This window comes from Massilia sp. DWR3-1-1, assembly GCF_049898325.1.
GTDB lineage: Bacteria > Pseudomonadota > Gammaproteobacteria > Burkholderiales > Burkholderiaceae_D > JAFCUW01.
The window spans coordinates 14,008-31,596 of sequence record NZ_JAFCXL010000016.1 but is presented as its reverse complement, the minus strand read 5'-3'; the positions used below and the strand labels follow the sequence as shown (position 1 = coordinate 31,596).

The 17,589-nt window shown below is 67.9% G+C and carries 17 protein-coding genes; 8 read left to right on the top strand and 9 right to left on the bottom strand.

The genetic code is table 11. The features are described from left to right. Positions 1–4 precede the first annotated feature (4 nt). Together ACP7EY_RS16895 and ACP7EY_RS16890 are read right to left on the bottom strand one after the other, a co-directional pair. Positions 5–940, bottom strand: a complete 936-nt coding sequence (locus tag ACP7EY_RS16895; protein WP_426195615.1) for a pseudouridine-5'-phosphate glycosidase — start codon at positions 938–940, stop codon at positions 5–7. A 13-nt stretch (positions 941–953) separates the two neighbouring features. Next, on the bottom strand, positions 954–2,108 hold the full coding sequence (locus tag ACP7EY_RS16890) for a carbohydrate kinase (protein ID WP_426195614.1): 1,155 nt from the start codon (positions 2,106–2,108) through the stop codon (positions 954–956). 279 nt (positions 2,109–2,387) lie between these two features. Between ACP7EY_RS16890 and xapA the strand changes: the two genes are divergently transcribed. The 7 genes from xapA (at position 2,388) to ACP7EY_RS16855 (ending at position 10,837) form a co-directional block, all read left to right on the top strand. Continuing rightward, entirely contained in the window at positions 2,388–3,230 is an 843-nt protein-coding gene (xapA, locus tag ACP7EY_RS16885) for a xanthosine phosphorylase (RefSeq protein WP_426195612.1), read from the top strand. Between the two features lie 17 nt (positions 3,231–3,247). Continuing rightward, complete coding sequence (locus ACP7EY_RS16880) at positions 3,248–4,441, top strand: phosphopentomutase (RefSeq protein WP_426195610.1); 1,194 nt, start codon at positions 3,248–3,250, stop codon at positions 4,439–4,441. Beyond that, positions 4,438–5,394 (top strand): deoxyribose-phosphate aldolase, encoded by a 957-nt coding sequence (gene deoC, locus ACP7EY_RS16875; protein ID WP_426195608.1) that lies wholly within the window; start codon positions 4,438–4,440, stop codon positions 5,392–5,394. The genes ACP7EY_RS16880 and deoC overlap by 4 nt, the downstream gene beginning before the upstream one ends. A gap of 13 nt (positions 5,395–5,407) precedes the next feature. Continuing rightward, positions 5,408–7,789, top strand: a complete 2,382-nt coding sequence (locus ACP7EY_RS16870) for an aldehyde dehydrogenase family protein (RefSeq protein WP_426195606.1) — start codon at positions 5,408–5,410, stop codon at positions 7,787–7,789. 66 nt (positions 7,790–7,855) lie between these two features. Beyond that, on the top strand, positions 7,856–9,181 hold the full coding sequence (gene deoA, locus ACP7EY_RS16865) for a thymidine phosphorylase (RefSeq protein WP_426195604.1): 1,326 nt from the start codon (positions 7,856–7,858) through the stop codon (positions 9,179–9,181). An 8-nt stretch (positions 9,182–9,189) separates the two neighbouring features. Then, positions 9,190–9,594, top strand: coding sequence for a cytidine deaminase (locus tag ACP7EY_RS16860; protein ID WP_426195602.1), 405 nt, complete (start codon positions 9,190–9,192; stop codon positions 9,592–9,594). A 97-nt stretch (positions 9,595–9,691) separates the two neighbouring features. Further along, entirely contained in the window at positions 9,692–10,837 is a 1,146-nt protein-coding gene (locus ACP7EY_RS16855) for a nucleoside deaminase (RefSeq protein ID WP_426195600.1), read from the top strand. On the opposite strand, the gene ACP7EY_RS16850 is transcribed toward ACP7EY_RS16855, so the two are convergent. The 7 genes from ACP7EY_RS16850 to ACP7EY_RS16820 all read right to left on the bottom strand — a co-directional run bounded on the left by ACP7EY_RS16850 (position 10,834) and on the right by ACP7EY_RS16820 (position 16,075). Further along, positions 10,834–11,265, bottom strand: a complete 432-nt coding sequence (locus ACP7EY_RS16850; protein WP_426195598.1) for a VOC family protein — start codon at positions 11,263–11,265, stop codon at positions 10,834–10,836. The genes ACP7EY_RS16855 and ACP7EY_RS16850 overlap by 4 nt on opposite strands. A gap of 57 nt (positions 11,266–11,322) precedes the next feature. Next, positions 11,323–12,081: a LytR/AlgR family response regulator transcription factor gene (locus tag ACP7EY_RS16845; RefSeq protein WP_426195596.1), complete on the bottom strand. Its 759-nt coding sequence runs from the start codon at positions 12,079–12,081 to the stop codon at positions 11,323–11,325. Further along, entirely contained in the window at positions 12,078–12,962 is an 885-nt protein-coding gene (locus tag ACP7EY_RS16840; RefSeq protein ID WP_426195594.1) for a sensor histidine kinase, read from the bottom strand. Before ACP7EY_RS16840 ends, ACP7EY_RS16845 begins: the two co-directional genes overlap by 4 nt. A gap of 15 nt (positions 12,963–12,977) precedes the next feature. Then, positions 12,978–13,226: a hypothetical protein gene (locus ACP7EY_RS16835; protein ID WP_426195593.1), complete on the bottom strand. Its 249-nt coding sequence runs from the start codon at positions 13,224–13,226 to the stop codon at positions 12,978–12,980. Between the two features lie 113 nt (positions 13,227–13,339). Further along, a complete protein-coding gene (locus tag ACP7EY_RS16830) occupies positions 13,340–13,915 on the bottom strand; it encodes a GNAT family N-acetyltransferase (RefSeq protein WP_426195591.1) in 576 nt (191 codons plus the stop codon). Continuing rightward, positions 13,902–14,576 (bottom strand): TetR/AcrR family transcriptional regulator, encoded by a 675-nt coding sequence (locus ACP7EY_RS16825; RefSeq protein ID WP_426195589.1) that lies wholly within the window; start codon positions 14,574–14,576, stop codon positions 13,902–13,904. The genes ACP7EY_RS16830 and ACP7EY_RS16825 overlap by 14 nt, the downstream gene beginning before the upstream one ends. Beyond that, on the bottom strand, positions 14,573–16,075 hold the full coding sequence (locus ACP7EY_RS16820; RefSeq protein ID WP_426195587.1) for a PLP-dependent aminotransferase family protein: 1,503 nt from the start codon (positions 16,073–16,075) through the stop codon (positions 14,573–14,575). The genes ACP7EY_RS16825 and ACP7EY_RS16820 overlap by 4 nt, the downstream gene beginning before the upstream one ends. Before the next feature lie 188 nt (positions 16,076–16,263). On the opposite strand from ACP7EY_RS16820, the gene ACP7EY_RS16815 reads away from it, so the two are divergent. Beyond that, a complete protein-coding gene (locus ACP7EY_RS16815; RefSeq protein ID WP_426195585.1) occupies positions 16,264–17,580 on the top strand; it encodes an aspartate aminotransferase family protein in 1,317 nt (438 codons plus the stop codon). Positions 17,581–17,589 lie beyond the last annotated feature (9 nt).

The window sequence follows — 17,589 nt, the reverse complement described above, 5'->3', positions numbered from 1 at the left end:
GCGATCAGGACCAGCGGGGCAGGGCGCCGGCGTGACCTTGCAGGGCCACCGCCAGGCGGGCGCCGACCACCGCATTGTGCTTGACCAGGGCGATGTTGGTGGCCAGGCTGCGCCCTTCGGTCAATTCCTTGATGCGGGCGAGCAGGAAGGGCGTGACGGCCTTGCCCTTGATGCCGCTGGCGGCGGCCTCATCGAGCGCGCGGCTGGTGATGGCGTCGATTTCCTCGAACGGCATCGCTGCCAGCGCCGGCACCGGGTTGGCGATCACCACGCCGCCCTGCAGGCCCAGCGCGCGCTTGGTGTGGATGAAGGCGGCCTGCTGCTCGGCGCTGTCGAGCTGGAAGTCGGCCTGGAAACCGCTCTCGCGGGTAAAGAAGGCGGGAAAGCCGGCCTGGCCCACGCTGATCACGGGCACGCCGTGGGTTTCCAGGTATTCGAGCGTGAGGCCGATGTCGAGGATCGACTTGACGCCGGCGCACACCACGGCGACGTCGGTGCGGGCCAGTTCCTGCAGGTCGGCCGAGATATCGAAGCTGGTGGCCGCGCCCCGGTGCACGCCGCCGATGCCGCCGGTGACGAACACGCCGATGCCGGCCAGCGCCGCGCAGATCATGGTGGCGGCCACGGTGGTGGCGCCCAGCGCGCCGGTGGCGACGACGAAGGGCAGGTCGCGCCGGCTCACCTTGAGGGCGTGGGGGGCGCTGCCGAGCAGCTCGAGCTGCTCGTCGGACAGGCCGATGCAGATCTTGCCGCCGATGATGGCGATGGTGGCGGGCACCGCGCCGCCCTGGCGGATGATCTGCTCGACTTCGCGCGCCGTCTCGACGTTCTGCGGGTAGGGCATGCCGTGCGAGATGATGGTCGACTCGAGGGCGACGATGGGGGTGCCGGCGGCGCGGGCAGCGGCCACTTCGGGGGAAAACAAGAGGTACTGTTGCATGGGGAGTCCTGACTTATTCGTGATAAAGGGCGTTGAAGGCGGACGGCGCGGCGGCGGCGCCGGCACCAGCAGGGGCAATGTCGTCGAGACTGTCGGCGCCCAGCGCCGGGCAGACCGTCTCGGCGCAGGCGAGCGTCATGGCCGACAGCTTCAAGCCGCGCCGGCACGCCAGTTCGAGGTCGTCGCTGCCGTGATACAGCGACCAGCAGACGGCGGCGGCAAAGGCGTCGCCGGCGCCGGTGACGTCGACGACGCTGGCGTCGAGGGCGGCCAGCTGCCCCACGCCGGGCGCCCCGGCGCAGGTGTAGAACACGCCGCCGGCGCCGCGGGTGACGATGACGTCCTGCGCCCCTTGCGCACGCACGGTGGCGCAGGCGGCGGCGAAGTCGGCGTCGCTGCGGATCGGCGCGCCGATGCGCGTTTCCAGTTCGCCCTGATTGAGGATCAACAGGCGCAGGCCGCGCAGATCGCGCGGCAGCCTGGCCATTTTTGGCTGCGAGACGGCGACGATCACCAGCGGCACGGTGCTGCGCGCGGCCTCGCCCAGCAGGGCGGCGACGCTCTCGAGCGGCAGGTTCAGGTCGGCCACCGTCAGCGCGGGCACGGTGCGCTGGGCGGCTTGCCCGGCCAGCACGGCCGGCGTGATGGCGTCATACAAGTCCATGTCGGCCAGCGCCACGACCATGTCGCCGTGTTCGTCGAGCAGCGCCGTGTAGGTGCCGCTGCAGCTGTCGGCCAGGCGCAGGGTGGCGCTGGTGTCGATGCCGAGCGCCTCGGCGTGGGCCAGCAGGGCGCGTCCCGAGGCATCGTCGCCGACGGCGGTGGCCAGCGCCACCGGGGCTTTCATCCGGGCCAGGTTCTCGGCGATATTGCGCGCCACGCCGCCGAACGATTCATCCTGGTGGGCCGGATTGGAGGTGCCCATGACCAGCTTGCCCAGCGAGCGCAGCTTGCGGTCCAGGTTGGCGGCGCCGATGCAGGCGATCGGATGGCGCCCGGGCAGCACGTAGGCGCGCCCCAGCAGGCGGCGCTCGCGGATCAGGCTGGCGATATAACCCGCCACCGCCGAGCGCGACAGGTGCAGCTGTGCCGCCAGGTCTTGCTGGGAAATGAAAGGATTGGCCCTGATCAGATCGTAGAGCTGCTGTTTTTTCGGGAGGTCGGTCATGAAGGACACTTTCAACATTTGTTTGAAATAATAAACAAATGTTTAATCCGGGTCAATCGGTCATTTTGCCACTCTGCAAGTGTCACGACGTGGGCGCGCAGATGAACCCCAGCATAGGCCATAATTTATATGCTTGCCATATAAATCGGCAAGAAAAACAGTATTTGCCATACATATTGATCTTCCCGCATAGTTATAATACCGGGCGGGACCACGTCCTGACCCCCAGTGCAGTGCCCACGCGCCCCGCGCACCGACCACCACCTTCAAGGAAATCGCATGTCCAATAACACCCCGTTCGAAGCCGCCGACCTGATCCGTGCGCGCAAACCCGGTTTCACGCCCCGCGTGGCGCTGATTCTTGGCTCGGGGCTGGGTGTGCTGGCCGAGCAGATGGAAAACGCCATCGCCATCGGCTTCGATGAACTGCCAGGCTTTCCCATCAGCACCGTGCATGGCCATGCTGGCGAACTGGTGCTGGGCACCCTGGCCGGCGTCGACGTGGTGTGCATGAAGGGCCGCGGCCACTTCTACGAAGGCTATGGCATGGGCGTGATGACGTCGGCCGTGCGCACCCTGAAATTGCTGGGCTGCGAAATGCTGTTCGTCACCAACGCGGCCGGTTCGCTGCGCCCCGAAGTGGACGCGGGCAGCCTGGTGGCGCTGACCGACCACATCAACTGGTTGCCGGGCACGCCGATGGTCGGCCCCAACGACGACCGCTTCGGCCCGCGCTTTTTCAGCATGGCCAACGCCTACGATGCCGACATCCGCGCGCTCGTCAAGCAAAGCGCCGCCGACAAGGGCATCACCTTGCACGAGGGCGTGTTCATTGCGTACGCGGGGCCGAATTTCGAGACGGCCGCGGAAATTCGCATGATGGCCAGGCTGGGCGCCGACGTCGTCGGCATGTCGGTGGTGCCGGAAGTGGTGTCGGCCCGCCATTGCGGCCTGAAAGTGACGGGCGTGTCCGTCATCACCAACCTGGCCGAGGGCATGTCGCCGTTCCCCCTGTCGCACGAGCAGACCCTGAAGTACGCCGCCATCGGCGCCAAGGACCTGGTGGTGCTGATCCTGGCGTTCCTGGAAGGCGTGGCCAAGACGCCACGCGCCGACGCTTAACATTTCGAGGCCCTGCCATGTCCCGCGCATTCATTCTCCTGCTTGACTCCTTCGGCCTGGGTGCCGCGCCCGACGCCGCCCAGTTCGGCGACGTCGGCGCCAACACCTTCGGCCACATCGCCCAGTGGGCGGCCGACTCGGGCACGCCGATGCAGCTGCCGAACCTGGAACGGCTCGGCCTGGCCGCCGCCGCCCACAGCGCCTGCGGGCAATGGGCCGCGGGCTTTGCCATGCGCGACGGTTTCACGGGGGTCTATGGCGCCGCCGCCGAACGCTCGACGGGCAAGGACACCCAGAGCGGTCACTGGGAAATCGCCGGCGTGCCGGTCAATTTCGACTGGGGCTATTTCCCCCGCAAGGTGCCGTCCTTCCCGCACGAGCTGACGGCGAAGCTGCAGGAACTGTCCGGCGTGCCGGGCTTCCTGGGCGACTGCCACGCTTCCGGCACCGAGATCATCAACCTGCACGGCGACGAGCATGTCGCCAGCGGCAAGCCGATCATCTACACCTCGGGCGACTCGGTGATGCAGATCGCCGCCCACGAAACCCATTTTGGCCTCGAGCGCCTGTACGCCATCTGCGAGCAGGCCTACGAGCTGGTCAAGCCGTACAACATCGGCCGCATCATCGCGCGTCCGTTCACGGGCGAAAACGGCAACTACAAGCGCACCAGCAACCGCCACGACTACGCCGTGCCGCCGCCCAGCAAAACCCTGCTCGACCATGTCAAGGACGCCGGCGGCGAAGTGATCGGCCTCGGCAAGATCAGCGACATCTTCGCCGCGCAGGGCATCTCGCGGGTGGTCAAGGGGCCCGACAACATGGCCCTGTTCGACGCCTTGCTGCAGGTGGCCGACGAGGCGGGCGAGAAGTCGCTCACGTTCGTCAATTTCGTCGACTTCGACCAGCACTTCGGCCACCGCCGCGACGTCGCCGGCTACTCGAACGCGCTGCACGAACTCGATGCGCGTCTGCCCGAATTCATGGCCAAGCTGCGCCCGGGCGACCTGGCGGTGATCACCGCCGACCATGGCTGCGATCCCAGCTGGCCCGGTTCGGACCACACGCGCGAGCACATCCCCATGATTTTCTTCGGCCCCGGCCTGGCCCCGCGCGCACTGCCCGTGTCGGCCAGCTTCTCGGACATCGGCGCCACTTTGGCCAAGCACCTCGGCGTGCCAGCACTTTCGAACGGAACCGCACTGTTATGACCGCACCTCTCGACTTCAAACGCAACGAGGCCAGCGGCCTCGATCTGGGCTGGGTCAACCAGATCAAGGTCAACCGCAACGCCGCCGACCGCCGCGCCGCCAGCCTGGCCAACCGCCGCACCGTCAAAAAAGAATACCAGGCCGCCTGGCTGGTCCAGGCCATCAAGTGCATCGACCTGACCACCCTGGGCGGCGACGACACCCCGGGCCGCGTCGAGCGCCTGTGCCGCAAGGCCATGCGCCCGCTGCGCGCGGACCTGGTCGAGGCGCTCGGCATCGCCAACGTCACCACCGGCGCCGTCTGCGTGTACCACGAGATGATCGCGCCGGCCGCGCACATCTTGCAGGGCCGCCTGCCCATCGCCGCCGTCTCGACCGCGTTTCCGGCCGGCCTGTCGAGCATGGAAACGAAGCTGCGCGAGATCGAACTGTCGGTCGCCGCCGGCGCCACCGAGATCGACATCGTCATCACCCGCCAGCACGTCTTGAATGGCAACTGGCAGTCGCTGTACGATGAAATGCAGGCCTACCGCGCCGCTTGCGGTGATGCCCACGTCAAGGCGATTCTCGCCACCGGCGACCTGACGACGCTGGAAAACGTCGCCAAGGCGTCGTGGGTGTGCATGATGGCCGGTTCCGACTTCATCAAGACCTCGACCGGCAAGGAAGGCGTCAACGCCACCATCCCGGTTGCGCTGACGATGGTGCGGGCGATCCGCGAGTACCACGAACAGACTGGCTTCCAGGTGGGCTTCAAGCCGGCCGGCGGCGTCTCGTCGGCCAAATCGGCCCTGCAGTACCTGACCCTGATGAAGGAAGAACTGGGACGGGACTGGCTCGAGCCGCACCTGTTCCGCATTGGCGCATCGAGCCTCCTGACCGACATCGAGCGCCAGCTCGAACACTACGTCACCGGCAGTTACTCGGCGAACCACCGCCACGCGCAACCCTAAGAACGGATTCGTCATGCCAACTATCAACGAGATTCTCACCACCATGGACTACGGCCCCGCTCCCGAAAGCACCAAAGAAGCCCACGCCTGGCTCGACCAGCACGCGCGCAGCTTCGGCCTGTTCATCGACAATGCCTGGACCGAGCCCGCCGCCACCTTCGCTTCGATCGATCCGGCCACCGGCGTCGAACTGGCGCAGATCAGCCAGGCCAGCGCCGACGACGTCGACCGCGCCGTGGCGGCCGCGCGGCGCGCCCAGCCGGGATGGGTGGCGCTGGGCGGCCATGGCCGTGCGCGCGTGCTGTACGCGCTGGCGCGCCTGCTGCAAAAGCACGCCCGCCTGTTCGCCGTCATCGAAACGCTCGACAACGGCAAGACCATCCGCGAAACGCGCGACGCCGACCTGCCGCTGGCGGCCCGCCATTTCTACCACCACGCCGGCTGGGCCCAGATCCAGGCCGAAGAATTCGCCGACTACCGCGCCGTCGGCGTGGTGGGCCAGATCGTGCCGTGGAATTTCCCGCTCCTGATGCTGGCCTGGAAAATCGCCCCGGCGCTGGCCGCCGGTAACACGGTGGTGTTCAAGCCGGCCGAATTCACCTCGCTCACGGCGCTGCTGTTCGCCGAGATCTGCGTGCAGGCCGGTGTGCCGGCCGGCGTCGTCAACATCGTCACCGGCGACGGCAGCGTGGGCGAAGCGATCGTCCACCATGCGGGCATCGACAAGCTGGCGTTCACGGGCTCGACCGAAGTGGGCCGCATCATCCGCAAGGCCACCGCCGGCACCGGCAAAAAACTGTCGCTGGAACTGGGCGGCAAGTCGCCCTTCATCGTCTTTGAAGACGCCGACCTCGACGCCGCCGTCGAAGGCCTGGTCGACTCGATCTGGTTCAACCAGGGCCAGGTCTGCTGCGCCGGTTCGCGCCTGCTGGTGCAGGAATCGGTTGAACAGCGCTTCCTGGCCAAGGTACGCGCCCGCATGGACAATCTGCGGGTCGGCTCGCCGCTCGATAAATCGATGGACGTGGGCGCCCTGGTCGACCCGGTGCAGCGCCAGCGCATCGATGCTCTGGTGGAGTCGGCGCGCGCCGAAGGCTGCACCATCTATCAACCGGCCTGCGAGGTGCCGGCCGACGGCTCGTGGTACCTGCCGACCCTGATCACGGGCGCCTCCACCTCGGCCGCCGTGGCGCAGGCGGAAATCTTCGGTCCCGTGCTGGTGGCGATGAGTTTTCGCACGCCCGCCGAGGCGGTGCAGCTGGCCAATAACACCGTGTACGGGCTGGCCGCCTGCGTCTGGTCGGAGTCGATCAGCCTGGCGCTCGACGTCGCCCCGCAAATCAAGGCCGGCGTGGTGTGGATCAACACTGCCAACCAGTTCGACGCCGCCTGCGGTTTCGGCGGTTACCGCGAGTCCGGTTTCGGCCGCGAAGGGGGCAAGGAGGGCATGCTCGAGTACATGACGGCCCTGTCGGAAGACGCCCGCCCGGCCGCGCCGCTGCTCGAAGCGAAGGGCAAGGCCCGCGCCGCGAGCACGGCCGGTGGCGTGTTCGCCATCGACCGCACCGCCAAGATGTACATCGGCGGCAAGCAGGCGCGTCCTGACAGCGCCTACAGCCGCGCCGTGCACGGCGCCGACGGCGCCTTCCTGGCCGACATCGGCGAAGGCAGCCGCAAGGACATCCGCAACGCCGTCGAGGCAGCCCACAAGGCCGCCGGCTGGACCCGCGCGACCGCCCACAACCGCGCCCAGGTGCTGTACTACATCGCCGAAAACCTGGCCGTGCGCGCCGACGAATTCGCCGCCCGCCTGGCCGCCATGACGGGCGCGAGCGATCCGCACAAGGAAGTGCAGGCGTCGATCGAGCGATTGTTCTATTACGCCGCCTGGGCCGACAAGTACGACGGCCTGGCGCACCAGCCGCCCATGCACGGCATCACCGTGGCGCTGAACGAGCCGGTCGGCGTGATCGGCATCATCTGCCCGAACGAAGCGCCGCTGCTGGGCTTCATTTCGCTGGTGGCGCCCGCGCTGGCGATGGGCAACCGCGTCATCGCGGTGCCCTCGGAAGCCCATCCGCTGGCCGCGCTCGACCTGTACCAGGTGCTCGACACCTCCGATTTGCCCGGTGGCGTACTCAATATCGTCAGCGGCAGTGCCGACGAACTGGCGCGCACCCTGGCCACCCACGGCGACATCGATGCCGTATGGCGCCACGACGGCTCGGCCGCAGGTTGCGCCGAAGTCGAGCGCCTCTCGGCCGGCACCCTCAAGCGCACCTGGGTGGGCGGCGCGCGCGGGCGCGACTGGTACGACATCAAGCAGGCCGGTGGCCGCGCGGTGCTGGCCCACGCCAGCCAGGTAAAAAACGTGTGGATTCCTTACGGCGTCTGAGCAAGCCCCTCTCTCCATCTATCCAGCAAAACCGGGTGTTCCCCGGTTTTGTCATTGAAAGTGTCTATGTTTCTCAATCAGGAAATCGTCCGTAAAAAACGCAATGGCCTGGCCCTGTCCGGCGAAGAAATCCGCTTTTTCGTCGGCGGCATCACCAGCGGCGCCACCACCGAAGGGCAGATCGCCGCCCTCGCCATGGCCGTCTATTTCAACGACATGAACATGGACGAGCGCGTCGCCTTCACGCTGGCCATGCGCGACTCCGGCCAGGTCATGGAATGGCGCTCGATGGACCTGCCCGGTCCCGTCGTCGACAAGCACTCGACGGGCGGCGTCGGCGACGTCGTCTCGCTCATGCTGGGGCCGATGATCGCCGCCTGCGGCGGTTTCGTGCCGATGATTTCCGGCCGTGGCCTGGGCCATACCGGCGGCACGCTCGACAAATTCGATTCGATCCCCGGCTACAGCACGGTGCCGTCGCCGGCCCTGTTCCGCCAGGTGGTCAAGGACGTGGGCGTGGCCATCATCGGCCAGACCGCCGAACTGGCGCCCGCCGACAAGCGTTTCTACAGCATCCGCGACACCACGGCGACGGTCGAATCGGTGGCCATGATCACCGGCTCGATCCTGTCGAAAAAACTGTCGGCGGGCCTGGACGCGCTGGTGATGGACGTCAAGGTCGGCACCGGCGCCTTCATGCCCAGTTTCGACAAATCGGTCGAGCTGGCCGAGAGCATCGTCCATGTCGGCAATGGCGCCGGCACCCGCACCTCGGCGATTTTGACGGACATGAACGAGTCGCTGTGCCCGGTGGCCGGCAATGCGCTGGAAGTGCGCCAGGCGATGGATTACCTGACGGGCGTGTCGCGCCCGGCGCGCCTGCACGAAGTGACGATGGCGCTGTGCGCCGAGATGCTGGTGCTGGGCAAACTGGCCGCCAACGAGGCAGACGCACGCGTCAGGCTGCAGGCGGCGCTCGACTCGGGCGAAGCGGCCAGCCGCTTTGCGCGCATGGTGGCGGCGCTGGGCGGCCCGGCCGACCTGATGGACAAGCCCGACGCCTACCTGGAAACGGCGCCCGTCATCGTGCCCGTGCCGGCCCTGCGCGCCGGCTACGCCAGCAGCACCGACTGCCGTGCGCTGGGCCTGGCCGTGGTCAGCCTGGGCGGCGGCCGCCGTCGTCCGGAAGACCCGATCGATTTCGCGGTGGGCCTGTCGGGCCTGGCCGAACTGGGCCAGCAGTTCGCCGTCGGCGAGCCGCTGGCGATGGTCCATGCGCGCACCACTGCGGCAGCGGAGCAGGCGGTACGCGAAGTGCAGGCCGCCTACGTCCTCGGGGAACAGCGGGCGGCGGCCAATCCCATCACCTACAACACCATTCGTCCACAGTAAGGAACGCCATGCGATACGCAGCATTGATCGAACAGGCGCGCGCCGCGCGCGAGCTGGCCTACACGCCGTATTCGAATTTCAAGGTGGGCGCCGCCCTGGAATGCAAGGACGGCCGCGTGTTCCTCGGCTGTAACGTCGAAAACGCCTCCTACGGCCTGTGCAACTGCGCCGAGCGGACGGCGTTTTTCAGCGCCATCGCGCACGGCTACAAGCCGGGCGATTTTGCCGCGCTGGCGGTGATCGGCGCCACCGACGGCCCGATCGCCCCGTGCGGCGCCTGTCGCCAGGTGACGCTCGAACTGGGCGGCAACGAGCTGCCCGTGATCCTCACCAACCTCAAGGGCGATCGCCTCGACACCACCGCCGCCGGCCAGCTCCCCAACGCGTTTGGCAGCTGGGACCTGCAGAAGTGACGACCTTGACGCGCCCTTGAAGATCATCGATGTGCAGGCCGCGGTGGCGCTGGCGGCGGGCGAAGCGGTGGCCGCCAAGACCTAAGGCACGTTCGGCGTGGGCGGCGTGCTGCTCGACCAGCACGGCAATGTGCTCAAGGCCCTGCACAATATGGTGGTGCGCGACGGCCTGATCTTCGACCCCACCGCCCACGGCGAGCGCCAGTTGATCGACTGGTACTTTGCCGAACGCGCGCGCGGCGCGGATCTGCCGGCGCCGCAGGAACTGACCATCGTCACCTCGCTCGACCCGTGCGCCATGTGCGCGGGGGCGATCCTGGCCGCCGGTTTCAACGTGGTGGTGGCGGCCGAGGATGCCAGGGCCGGCATTGACCACGACGCCAGCGCGCGTTTTGGCGCGCTGCCGGCGCCGCTGCGCGCGCAGGCGGCGGCGCTGTTGTGCTATCCGGCCGTGCGCGGCGCATCGAATGGCGCCTCCGGCTACGCCCGCGCCGCGCGGGGGGCGCCGCCGCGCCCTTTCTTCATCGGCAAGACCATCAACGAAGCGACCCAGGCCCTGTGTTCGCTGGCGCTCGAGGCGACCAGCGACAAGGTGCAGCAACTGCTGCACCACGACGTCGAGCGCGCCCAGCTGCGCGACCCGGCCAGCCTGCCGGCCGATCACCCGCTGGTGCGCAAGCTCAAGTCGCTGTACCCGAACGCGCTGGCCTGGCGCGGCGCGCCGCAGGCACCCGACGCCAGCCTGGCGCCCTACCTGCTGGCGGCGATGGCGCAGGACCGTGCCCAGGGCGGTGACGGCGACTGCGCCGCGCTGCTCGACGCCTTCGGCAACCTGCTGCTGGTCACGCCGGGACGGCGCCACCGCTCGGCGATCCTGACGGCGTTCATGGAGTGCACGCGCCAGTACGCGCAGCTACGCTACCAGCTGCTGCTGGGCGCCGACGCCGTCACCGCCGAGGCGGTGCGGCGCTACCTGGGCCACCCCAAGCACGGCACCTTCGTGCTGGCGCTGGGGCCCGATGACAGCGCCACCGGCTTCATGAACCTGGGCGCCTACGGCTCGACCATGGAAGGGCCGCTGCCGGCGGACAATCCGCGCCAGCTGCAGTACGTGGTGCCGCGCATGACGCCGCCGGCCTTGCAGGCGCTGTGCGGCCAGCTGCCGCCCCTGTACAGCGAGGTGATCCGGATTGCGCCCGCCCAGGTGGCCGATGGCGCGCTGGTCGGGGCGCTGGCAAGCTAATTGTCCTGTCCCTGCCACGGATCGTAACTGCCCACGCTCCACACGTGGCCTTCCAGGTCGCGGCAGGTAAACGCCCGCCCGCCGTAATCCATGTCGTCGATATCGATCACCAGCGCGGCGCCGGCGTCGAGCGCGCGGCCGTAGACGGCATCGACATCGTCGACGATCAGGCAGGTGGTCTGGGTCTGGCGCCCGCCGATGTCGCCCGGCTGCGCCATCAGCCGGGCATACGCGCCTTCCTTGGTCAGCGAACCGAGCATGATCATGCCGCCGCCGAGGGTCAGCTGCGCATGCAGCACGCTGCCGTCCGCACCGTCGACCACCATGCGCGGGGTAAAACCGAACACGGCAACGAGCCAGTCGATGGCGCGCGGGGCGTCGCGGTAGCTGATGCAGGGAATCAGGGTCGAATGAGTGGTGCTTGGCATGACACGCTCCTGGTCGGGGGAGAAGCGTTCATGATAGGCCAATTATATCCGTGCGTTTCACATCTGCTGGAACAGGTGGCTGTGATTGCGGCTGACCTCGAGTTCCTCGCGGCAGTCGCGCAGCTTGAGCATCAGGCGCCCGCGCAGGTCGCGCGTGACCGACTCGATGGCGTCGACCCGCACCAGGGTGGAGCGGTGGATGCGCCAGAATTCGTCGGGATCGAGTTCGTCGGCCAGTTCCTTGAGGGTCTTGCGGATGAGCAGTTCGGCGTGCGCCGTCTGCACCCGCGTGTACTTCTCGTCGGAGCGGAAAAACAGCACTTCGCGCGTGTTGATCATGCGCAGGCTGGCCCCCACCTGGGCCTGGATCCAGCGCAGCCGCGGCGGCGCGGCGGGGCCGCCCCGTTGCAGCGCCGCCGTCAAGCGCGTCAGCTGGGCGCCGATGTCCTCGGGCGCCTGGCGCAGGCGCTGGCGCAGCCGCTCGCAGGTTGTGGCCAGGCGCGCTGGCGTGACCGGTTTTAACAGGTAATCGATGGCGCCCTGTTCGAAGGCGTCGAGCGCGTACTGGTCGTAGGCGGTGACGAACACGATATGGCAGTGCTGGTAGAGCTGGCGCGCCGCCTCGATGCCGGACATGCCGGGCATGCGGATGTCGAGAAAGACGATGTCGGGCGCCAGCAGGCGCGCCTGCTCGACCGCTTCGAGGCCGTGGCTGGCCTCGCCGACGATGCGCAGTGCCGGCCAGGCTTGCGCCAGGCGCGCGCGCAGCTGCTCGCGCATGGGCGCTTCGTCGTCGGCAATCAGGGCGCTCGTCATGACGTCTCCATCATCTGGTAGGGCAGGCGGATCGAGGCCCGCGTGCCGCCGCCGGCGGGCGACTCGATCACCAGTTCGGCGTCGCGCCCGAACAGCAGGCGCAGGCGCTCGTGGATATTGGCCAGGCCCAGGCCCTCGTCCGATGTAGGGTGAAAGCCGGCGCCGTTGTCGCTCACGTCGACCACCAGGGTGGCTTCCTCGACGCGCGCGCTGACGGTGATATGGCCACCGGCGATGTTCGGCTCGAGCCCGTGCTTGATGGCGTTTTCAATCAGGGTTTGCAGCATCATGGGAGGGAAGGGCGCGCTGCCGAGGAAATCGGGCACGCGGAATTGCACCGTCAGGCGTTCCTTCATGCGCGCCTGCATGATGGCCAGGTAGGCGCGCGAGAGCTCGACCTGCTTGCCCAGCGTGGCGCTGCCGGCCGCGCGCATCTGCGGCAGCGACGAGCGCAGGTAGTCGATCAGGTGGGCGTGCACGCGCGCCGCTTCGGGCGGATCGGTTTCGATCAGCTGGCCGATCAGGGCCAGCGTGTTGAACAGGAAATGCGGCTCGACCTGCGCCTGCAGGGTGGCCATCTGCGCCTGCGTCAGGCGCCGCTCCAGGTTGGCGACGTCGGCCTTGCGGTCGGCCGCTGCCGCCTCCAGTTCAGCCTTGCGCTTGCCGCTTCCCATCACCTTCACGCCGAAGGAAATGAGCATGAACCACACGCCCGCCTCGGGCGCATTGAGCAGGCCGAAGCCGATCAGCACCAGCAGCCACAGGATGGCCAGCTGCTTCCACTCGACGACGGCCAGCCAGTCGACGAACAGCCACCAGTTCTGGCGCGCCGTGGCGAGCGCGTCGCGCAGCAGGTCGAGCGGTTCAGTCGAGGTTTTCATGGCGTGCCAGCGCGTTCAGGACTTGTCGCGGCGGTTTTGCAGCACGATCGCCGCCACCACCAGCTTGACCAGCATGAAGGCGATGAACAGGGTCAGCGCCAGCGGCACGATGGTGATCAACAGGGCCAGCACCACGCAGGTGGCCAGCAGCTGGGGCCAGGCCATGGCGCCGATGGCGCGGCCCAGCGAGCGGGCCGCCTGCATGGTGGCACGCACAATATCGTCGAGCAGGTCGTTGATCGAGGAGAAGGTCAGGTTTTTCATACAGGCTCCGGATAGAAGGTGGCGATGGATGCACTGTAGCGCCGCCGCCGGTCGATCGCCATCGCCCTCCGATGAACTGCAAGAACGGGGGCCCTGGCGGCGCCAGCGGCCGATTAACGGGGCGCTGGCGTCGTCGCCCGCCGTGCCAGCCACGCGCTGCGCAGCAGGCCGTACAGGGCGGTATCGCACACTTCGCCGGCCACCAGCCAGCGCTCGCGCAGCAGGCCTTCGCGGATAAAACCCATGCGCTCGACGGCGCGCAGCGAAGCCCCGTTGCGGGGATCGATGTCGGCCTCGACGCGGTTCAGGTCGAGCGTGTCGAAACCGAAGTCGAGCAGCGTCTGCAGCGCTTCGCCCATGTAGCCCTGGCCCCAGTACTGGCCGGCGAGGGCGTAACCGAGTTCGCAGCGGCGGTTCTGCGCGTCGAAGCGGTGCAGGCTGACCTGGCCGACGAAGGCGCCGCTGGCGGCCACCTCCAGGCCCAGCCGCATGGCCACGCCCTCGGCGATCTCGCGCGCGCCGTCGGCCACGTACGCGTCGGCGCGCGCCATCTCCGTCCATGGCGCGCCGCTCCAGTAGCGCACCACGGCGGGGTCGGAATAGGCGGCGAAGAGGGCGCCGGCGTCGGCGGCGCGCAAGGGGCGCAGGATCAGGCGCTCGCTGCGCAGGACGACATCAAGTGCGGACATGGGTTTCCTTCGTGGTCGGTGGTGGCAGGGCGACCGCGCAGATTACCATATCGACAATCATCTTCTCGGCATCGGCGAAGTCGCGGGCGCTCAGTTTGCGCTCGAGCACCAGCGCCATCTGGGCGGCGAAGTCGGCGTACGATTGCGTCATCGCCCAGATGGCAAACAGCAGGTGGGTGGCGTTGACGGCTGCGATGCGGCCCTCGGCGATCCAGCGCTCGAACACGGCAATGTCCTTTCTCACCAGCGGCACCACGCGGCGGCGGATCTGCTGGCCGTACAGGGGCGCGCCGCTGATCACTTCGAGCGCATACACGCGCGAGGCCCACGGCTGTTCGCGCGAGAAGCGCAGCTTGGCGTGGATGTACGCGCGCAGCATGTCGGCCGGCGCGCCCTGCGGATCGGCCAGCTGGTCCATGCGCGCGAGCCACTCGTCGAGCACATCGTCGAGCACCCGCTGGTACAACGCCTGCTTGGTGGGAAAATAATACATGAGGTTTTGCTTGGACAGGCCGGCCTGGGCGGCGACGCTGGCGATCGAGGCGCCCTCGTAGCCGCTCTCGGCGAACACGCGCACGGCGATGGCGACGAGGTCGGCCTCAAGGCGGTCGCGGTCGAGCACGCGCCGCTTGACGGCCGGTTTGTCGGCCAGCGCGCTCATGGCCGCACCGAGGCAAAAAACGCGCTCAGGGCGGGCGCTTCGGCCGCATACGCGACATTGAAGCGGAACCACACGGACGACGGCGCCCCCAGCAGGAAGAACTCGTCGGGCGAGAGCAGGATGCCCGCTTTCAGGGCCAGTTCGGCGATCGCCCGACCATGGCGCGCCGGGGTGGGCGCGCCGGGCCAGCCGGCGCTGACGAACATGCCGCCGCGCGGCTGGGCGATGGGCGTCATGCCGACCCCGGCCAGCAGGTCGATGGTGCGCTCGCGGTTGGTCTTGAGCTGCTCGACGAGCCTGCCCAGCATTTTTGCGTAGGGCCGCGCCGACACGGCGTGGTAGACGGCGCGCTCGTTGATTTCCGAGGTGGTCAGCCCGGCCAGCATTTTTACCCGCAGCAGCTCGGGCAGCAGCGAGTTCGAGGCGCAGATCGAACCGACCCGCAGCACCGGCGAGAGCGTCTTGGAAAAGCTGCCCACCCGGATCACCCGGCGCAAGCCGTCCATCGCCGCCAGCGACGCGTCGCCGCGGGCGGCCAGTTCGCGGTAGATGTCGTCCTCCACCAGCCAGAAGTCGAACTGCTCGGCCATTCCCAGCAGCCGGTGCGCCTGGGCCTGCGAGAGCGAGGTGCCGAGCGGGTTTTGCAGCACCGTGTTGACGAACATGAGCTTGGGCTGGGTGCGCGCGGCCTGCGCCGCCAGCATGTCGAAATCGAGCCCCGCCTCGCCGCGCGCCACCGCCACCGGGATACAGCCGTGGTGGCGGATCAGCGAGGTCAGGTTGCTGTAGCCGGGGTCTTCCACCAGCACGCAGTCGCCCGGCTTGGTGAGGGTGCGCAGGATCAGGTCGAAGGCGTGGGTGGCGCCATGGGTGAGCAGCACCTGGTCCGCTTCGACGGCCAACAGGCTCTCCGACAGCTGCGCCGCCAGGTGCTGGCGCAGGGTGGGAAAGCCCAGTGGATGGCCGTAGCCGCGCAGGCGGCTGGCCGGGATCTTCATGGCGTGGCGCACGGCGTCGACGATGGTGGTCGCGCCATACCACTCGGGCGGCAGCCAGCCGGCGCCCACCGGCAGCGCGTCCGACACCCCCGAATACAAGTCCGGGGTGAGGGCGTCGACGGCGAGGGCGGCGGCGGCCGTGGCGGCGCCGGCGACGACGACGGGCGCCGCCGGCTCGCTGCGGGCGACAAAAAAGCCGGAACCGCGGCGCGATGTCAGCAGTCCCACATTGAGCAGGCGGTCGTACGATTCGACGACGGTGAACGTGCTCACGCTGTTCGACCTGGCAAATTGCCGTACCGACGGCATCTTGGTTCCAACCCGTAGTTCCTTCAGCTTGACCATTTGGGCAATCGCTGCCACGATCTGATCGACCAGGCTGCCGCGCCGGGCGCGGTCGATGGCCAGCACGGGCCAGGCGGGGGGCAGCGCGACCGCCCCGGCCACCGGTGCCGGCGCCGCCGCCGCCTGCTGCTGTGTCGAGCCCGACAATGTCGTCATGTTCGCTCCGTTTGCTGCGCTGCGCCAAACTGTATTGGTGGTTTTACCGATACGGTTGGCCCGTTTTGCCATTTGTGTACCTGTGCCATCGACTTGCTGCTGACTATTATTGCATCATCATTTTGCCAACTGGTAAATAATTTTTTTCGCTGTCAAAACTTTTTAGCTGTCCCAATCGGAGTGCTGCAATGAATCAAGCCCGACCCGCCTCGATGTCCGCGTTCTGGATGCCCTTTACGAATAACCGCGACTTCAAGGCCAACCCGCGCCTGCTGGTGTCGGCCGACGGCATGTACTACAAGGATGTCGACGGCAACAGCGTGCTCGACGGCGCCGCCGGCCTGTGGTGCGTGCCTTGCGGCCACAACCAGCCGAAGATCGTCGCCGCCGTGCGCGAAATGGTGGGCCAGCTCGACTTTGCCCCCACCTTCCAGATGGGGCACCCGGCCGCCTTCGACCTGGCCGAGCGCCTGATGGACTACACCAGCCACAAGTTCAGCCACGTGTTCTACACCAACTCCGGTTCGGAGGCGGTCGACACGGCCCTGAAAATGGCGCTGGCCTACCACCGGGCGCGCGGCGAGGGCCAGCGCACGCGCCTGATCGGGCGCGAACGGGGCTACCACGGGGTCGGCTTCGGCGGCCTGTCGGTGGGCGGCATCGGCGGCAACCGCAAGAGCTTCGGTCCCCTGCTGACCGGCGTCGATCACCTGCCGCACACCCACAACCTGGACCTGAATGCGTACACCCGGGGCGAGCCCGAACACGGCGCCAACCTGGCCGACGAACTCGAACGCATCGTCGCCCTGCACGACGCGTCGAACATCGCCGCCGTCATCGTCGAGCCGGTGGCCGGTTCCACCGGCGTGCTGATCCCGCCCAAGGGCTATCTGAAACGCTTGCGCGAGCTGTGCACCAAGCACGGCATCCTGCTCATCTTCGATGAAGTTATCACCGGTTTCGGCCGCCTGACGACGCCGTTCGCGGCCGACTATTTCGGCGTCGAGCCGGACCTGATGACCACCGCCAAGGGACTCACCAACGGCGTCATCCCGATGGGCGCCGTGTTCAGCAAGGCGCACATCCACGACGCCTTCATGAGCGCGCCCGCCGGCATCGAGCTGTACCACGGTTACACGTATTCGGGCCACCCGATCGCCTGCGCCGCCGCGCTGGCCACGCTCGAGGTGTTCCAGGAACAGGACATCCTGGGCCACGCCGCGGCGATGCAGCAGTACTGGGCCGACGCCGTTCACGCGCTCAAGGGGCTGCCGCACGTGATCGACATCCGCACCATCGGCCTGATCGCCGGCATCGAACTGGCGCCGATCGCCGGCAAGCCGGGCGCGCGCGCCTTCGCCGCCTTCAAGCAGGCCTTCGCCGACGGCGTGCTCATTCGCGTCACCGGCGACATCATCGCCCTGTCGCCGCCGCTGGTGCTGGAAAAACAGCACATCGACGAATTGTTCGGCAAGCTCACCACCGTACTCCAACACCTCGACTGAACCGAAAGC

Bases quoted from the DNA above. Each gene is read 5' to 3' on its own strand.
- ACP7EY_RS16880 (WP_426195610.1), top strand. From the start codon at position 3,248: ATGTCCCGCGCATTCATTCTCCTGCTTGACTCCTTCGGCCTGGGTGCC.
- ACP7EY_RS16815 (WP_426195585.1), top strand. From the start codon at position 16,264: ATGAATCAAGCCCGACCCGCCTCGATGTCCGCGTTCTGGATGCCCTTT.
- deoC (WP_426195608.1), top strand. From the start codon at position 4,438: ATGACCGCACCTCTCGACTTCAAACGCAACGAGGCCAGCGGCCTCGAT.
- deoA (WP_426195604.1), top strand. From the start codon at position 7,856: ATGTTTCTCAATCAGGAAATCGTCCGTAAAAAACGCAATGGCCTGGCC.
- ACP7EY_RS16895 (WP_426195615.1), bottom strand. From the start codon at position 940: ATGCAACAGTACCTCTTGTTTTCCCCCGAAGTGGCCGCTGCCCGCGCC.
- ACP7EY_RS16870 (WP_426195606.1), top strand. From the start codon at position 5,408: ATGCCAACTATCAACGAGATTCTCACCACCATGGACTACGGCCCCGCT.
- ACP7EY_RS16840 (WP_426195594.1), bottom strand. From the start codon at position 12,962: ATGAAAACCTCGACTGAACCGCTCGACCTGCTGCGCGACGCGCTCGCC.
- ACP7EY_RS16830 (WP_426195591.1), bottom strand. From the start codon at position 13,915: ATGTCCGCACTTGATGTCGTCCTGCGCAGCGAGCGCCTGATCCTGCGC.
- ACP7EY_RS16825 (WP_426195589.1), bottom strand. From the start codon at position 14,576: ATGAGCGCGCTGGCCGACAAACCGGCCGTCAAGCGGCGCGTGCTCGAC.
- ACP7EY_RS16835 (WP_426195593.1), bottom strand. From the start codon at position 13,226: ATGAAAAACCTGACCTTCTCCTCGATCAACGACCTGCTCGACGATATT.
- ACP7EY_RS16860 (WP_426195602.1), top strand. From the start codon at position 9,190: ATGCGATACGCAGCATTGATCGAACAGGCGCGCGCCGCGCGCGAGCTG.
- ACP7EY_RS16890 (WP_426195614.1), bottom strand. From the start codon at position 2,108: ATGACCGACCTCCCGAAAAAACAGCAGCTCTACGATCTGATCAGGGCC.
- xapA (WP_426195612.1), top strand. From the start codon at position 2,388: ATGTCCAATAACACCCCGTTCGAAGCCGCCGACCTGATCCGTGCGCGC.
- ACP7EY_RS16850 (WP_426195598.1), bottom strand. From the start codon at position 11,265: ATGCCAAGCACCACTCATTCGACCCTGATTCCCTGCATCAGCTACCGC.
- ACP7EY_RS16845 (WP_426195596.1), bottom strand. From the start codon at position 12,081: ATGACGAGCGCCCTGATTGCCGACGACGAAGCGCCCATGCGCGAGCAG.
- ACP7EY_RS16820 (WP_426195587.1), bottom strand. From the start codon at position 16,075: ATGACGACATTGTCGGGCTCGACACAGCAGCAGGCGGCGGCGGCGCCG.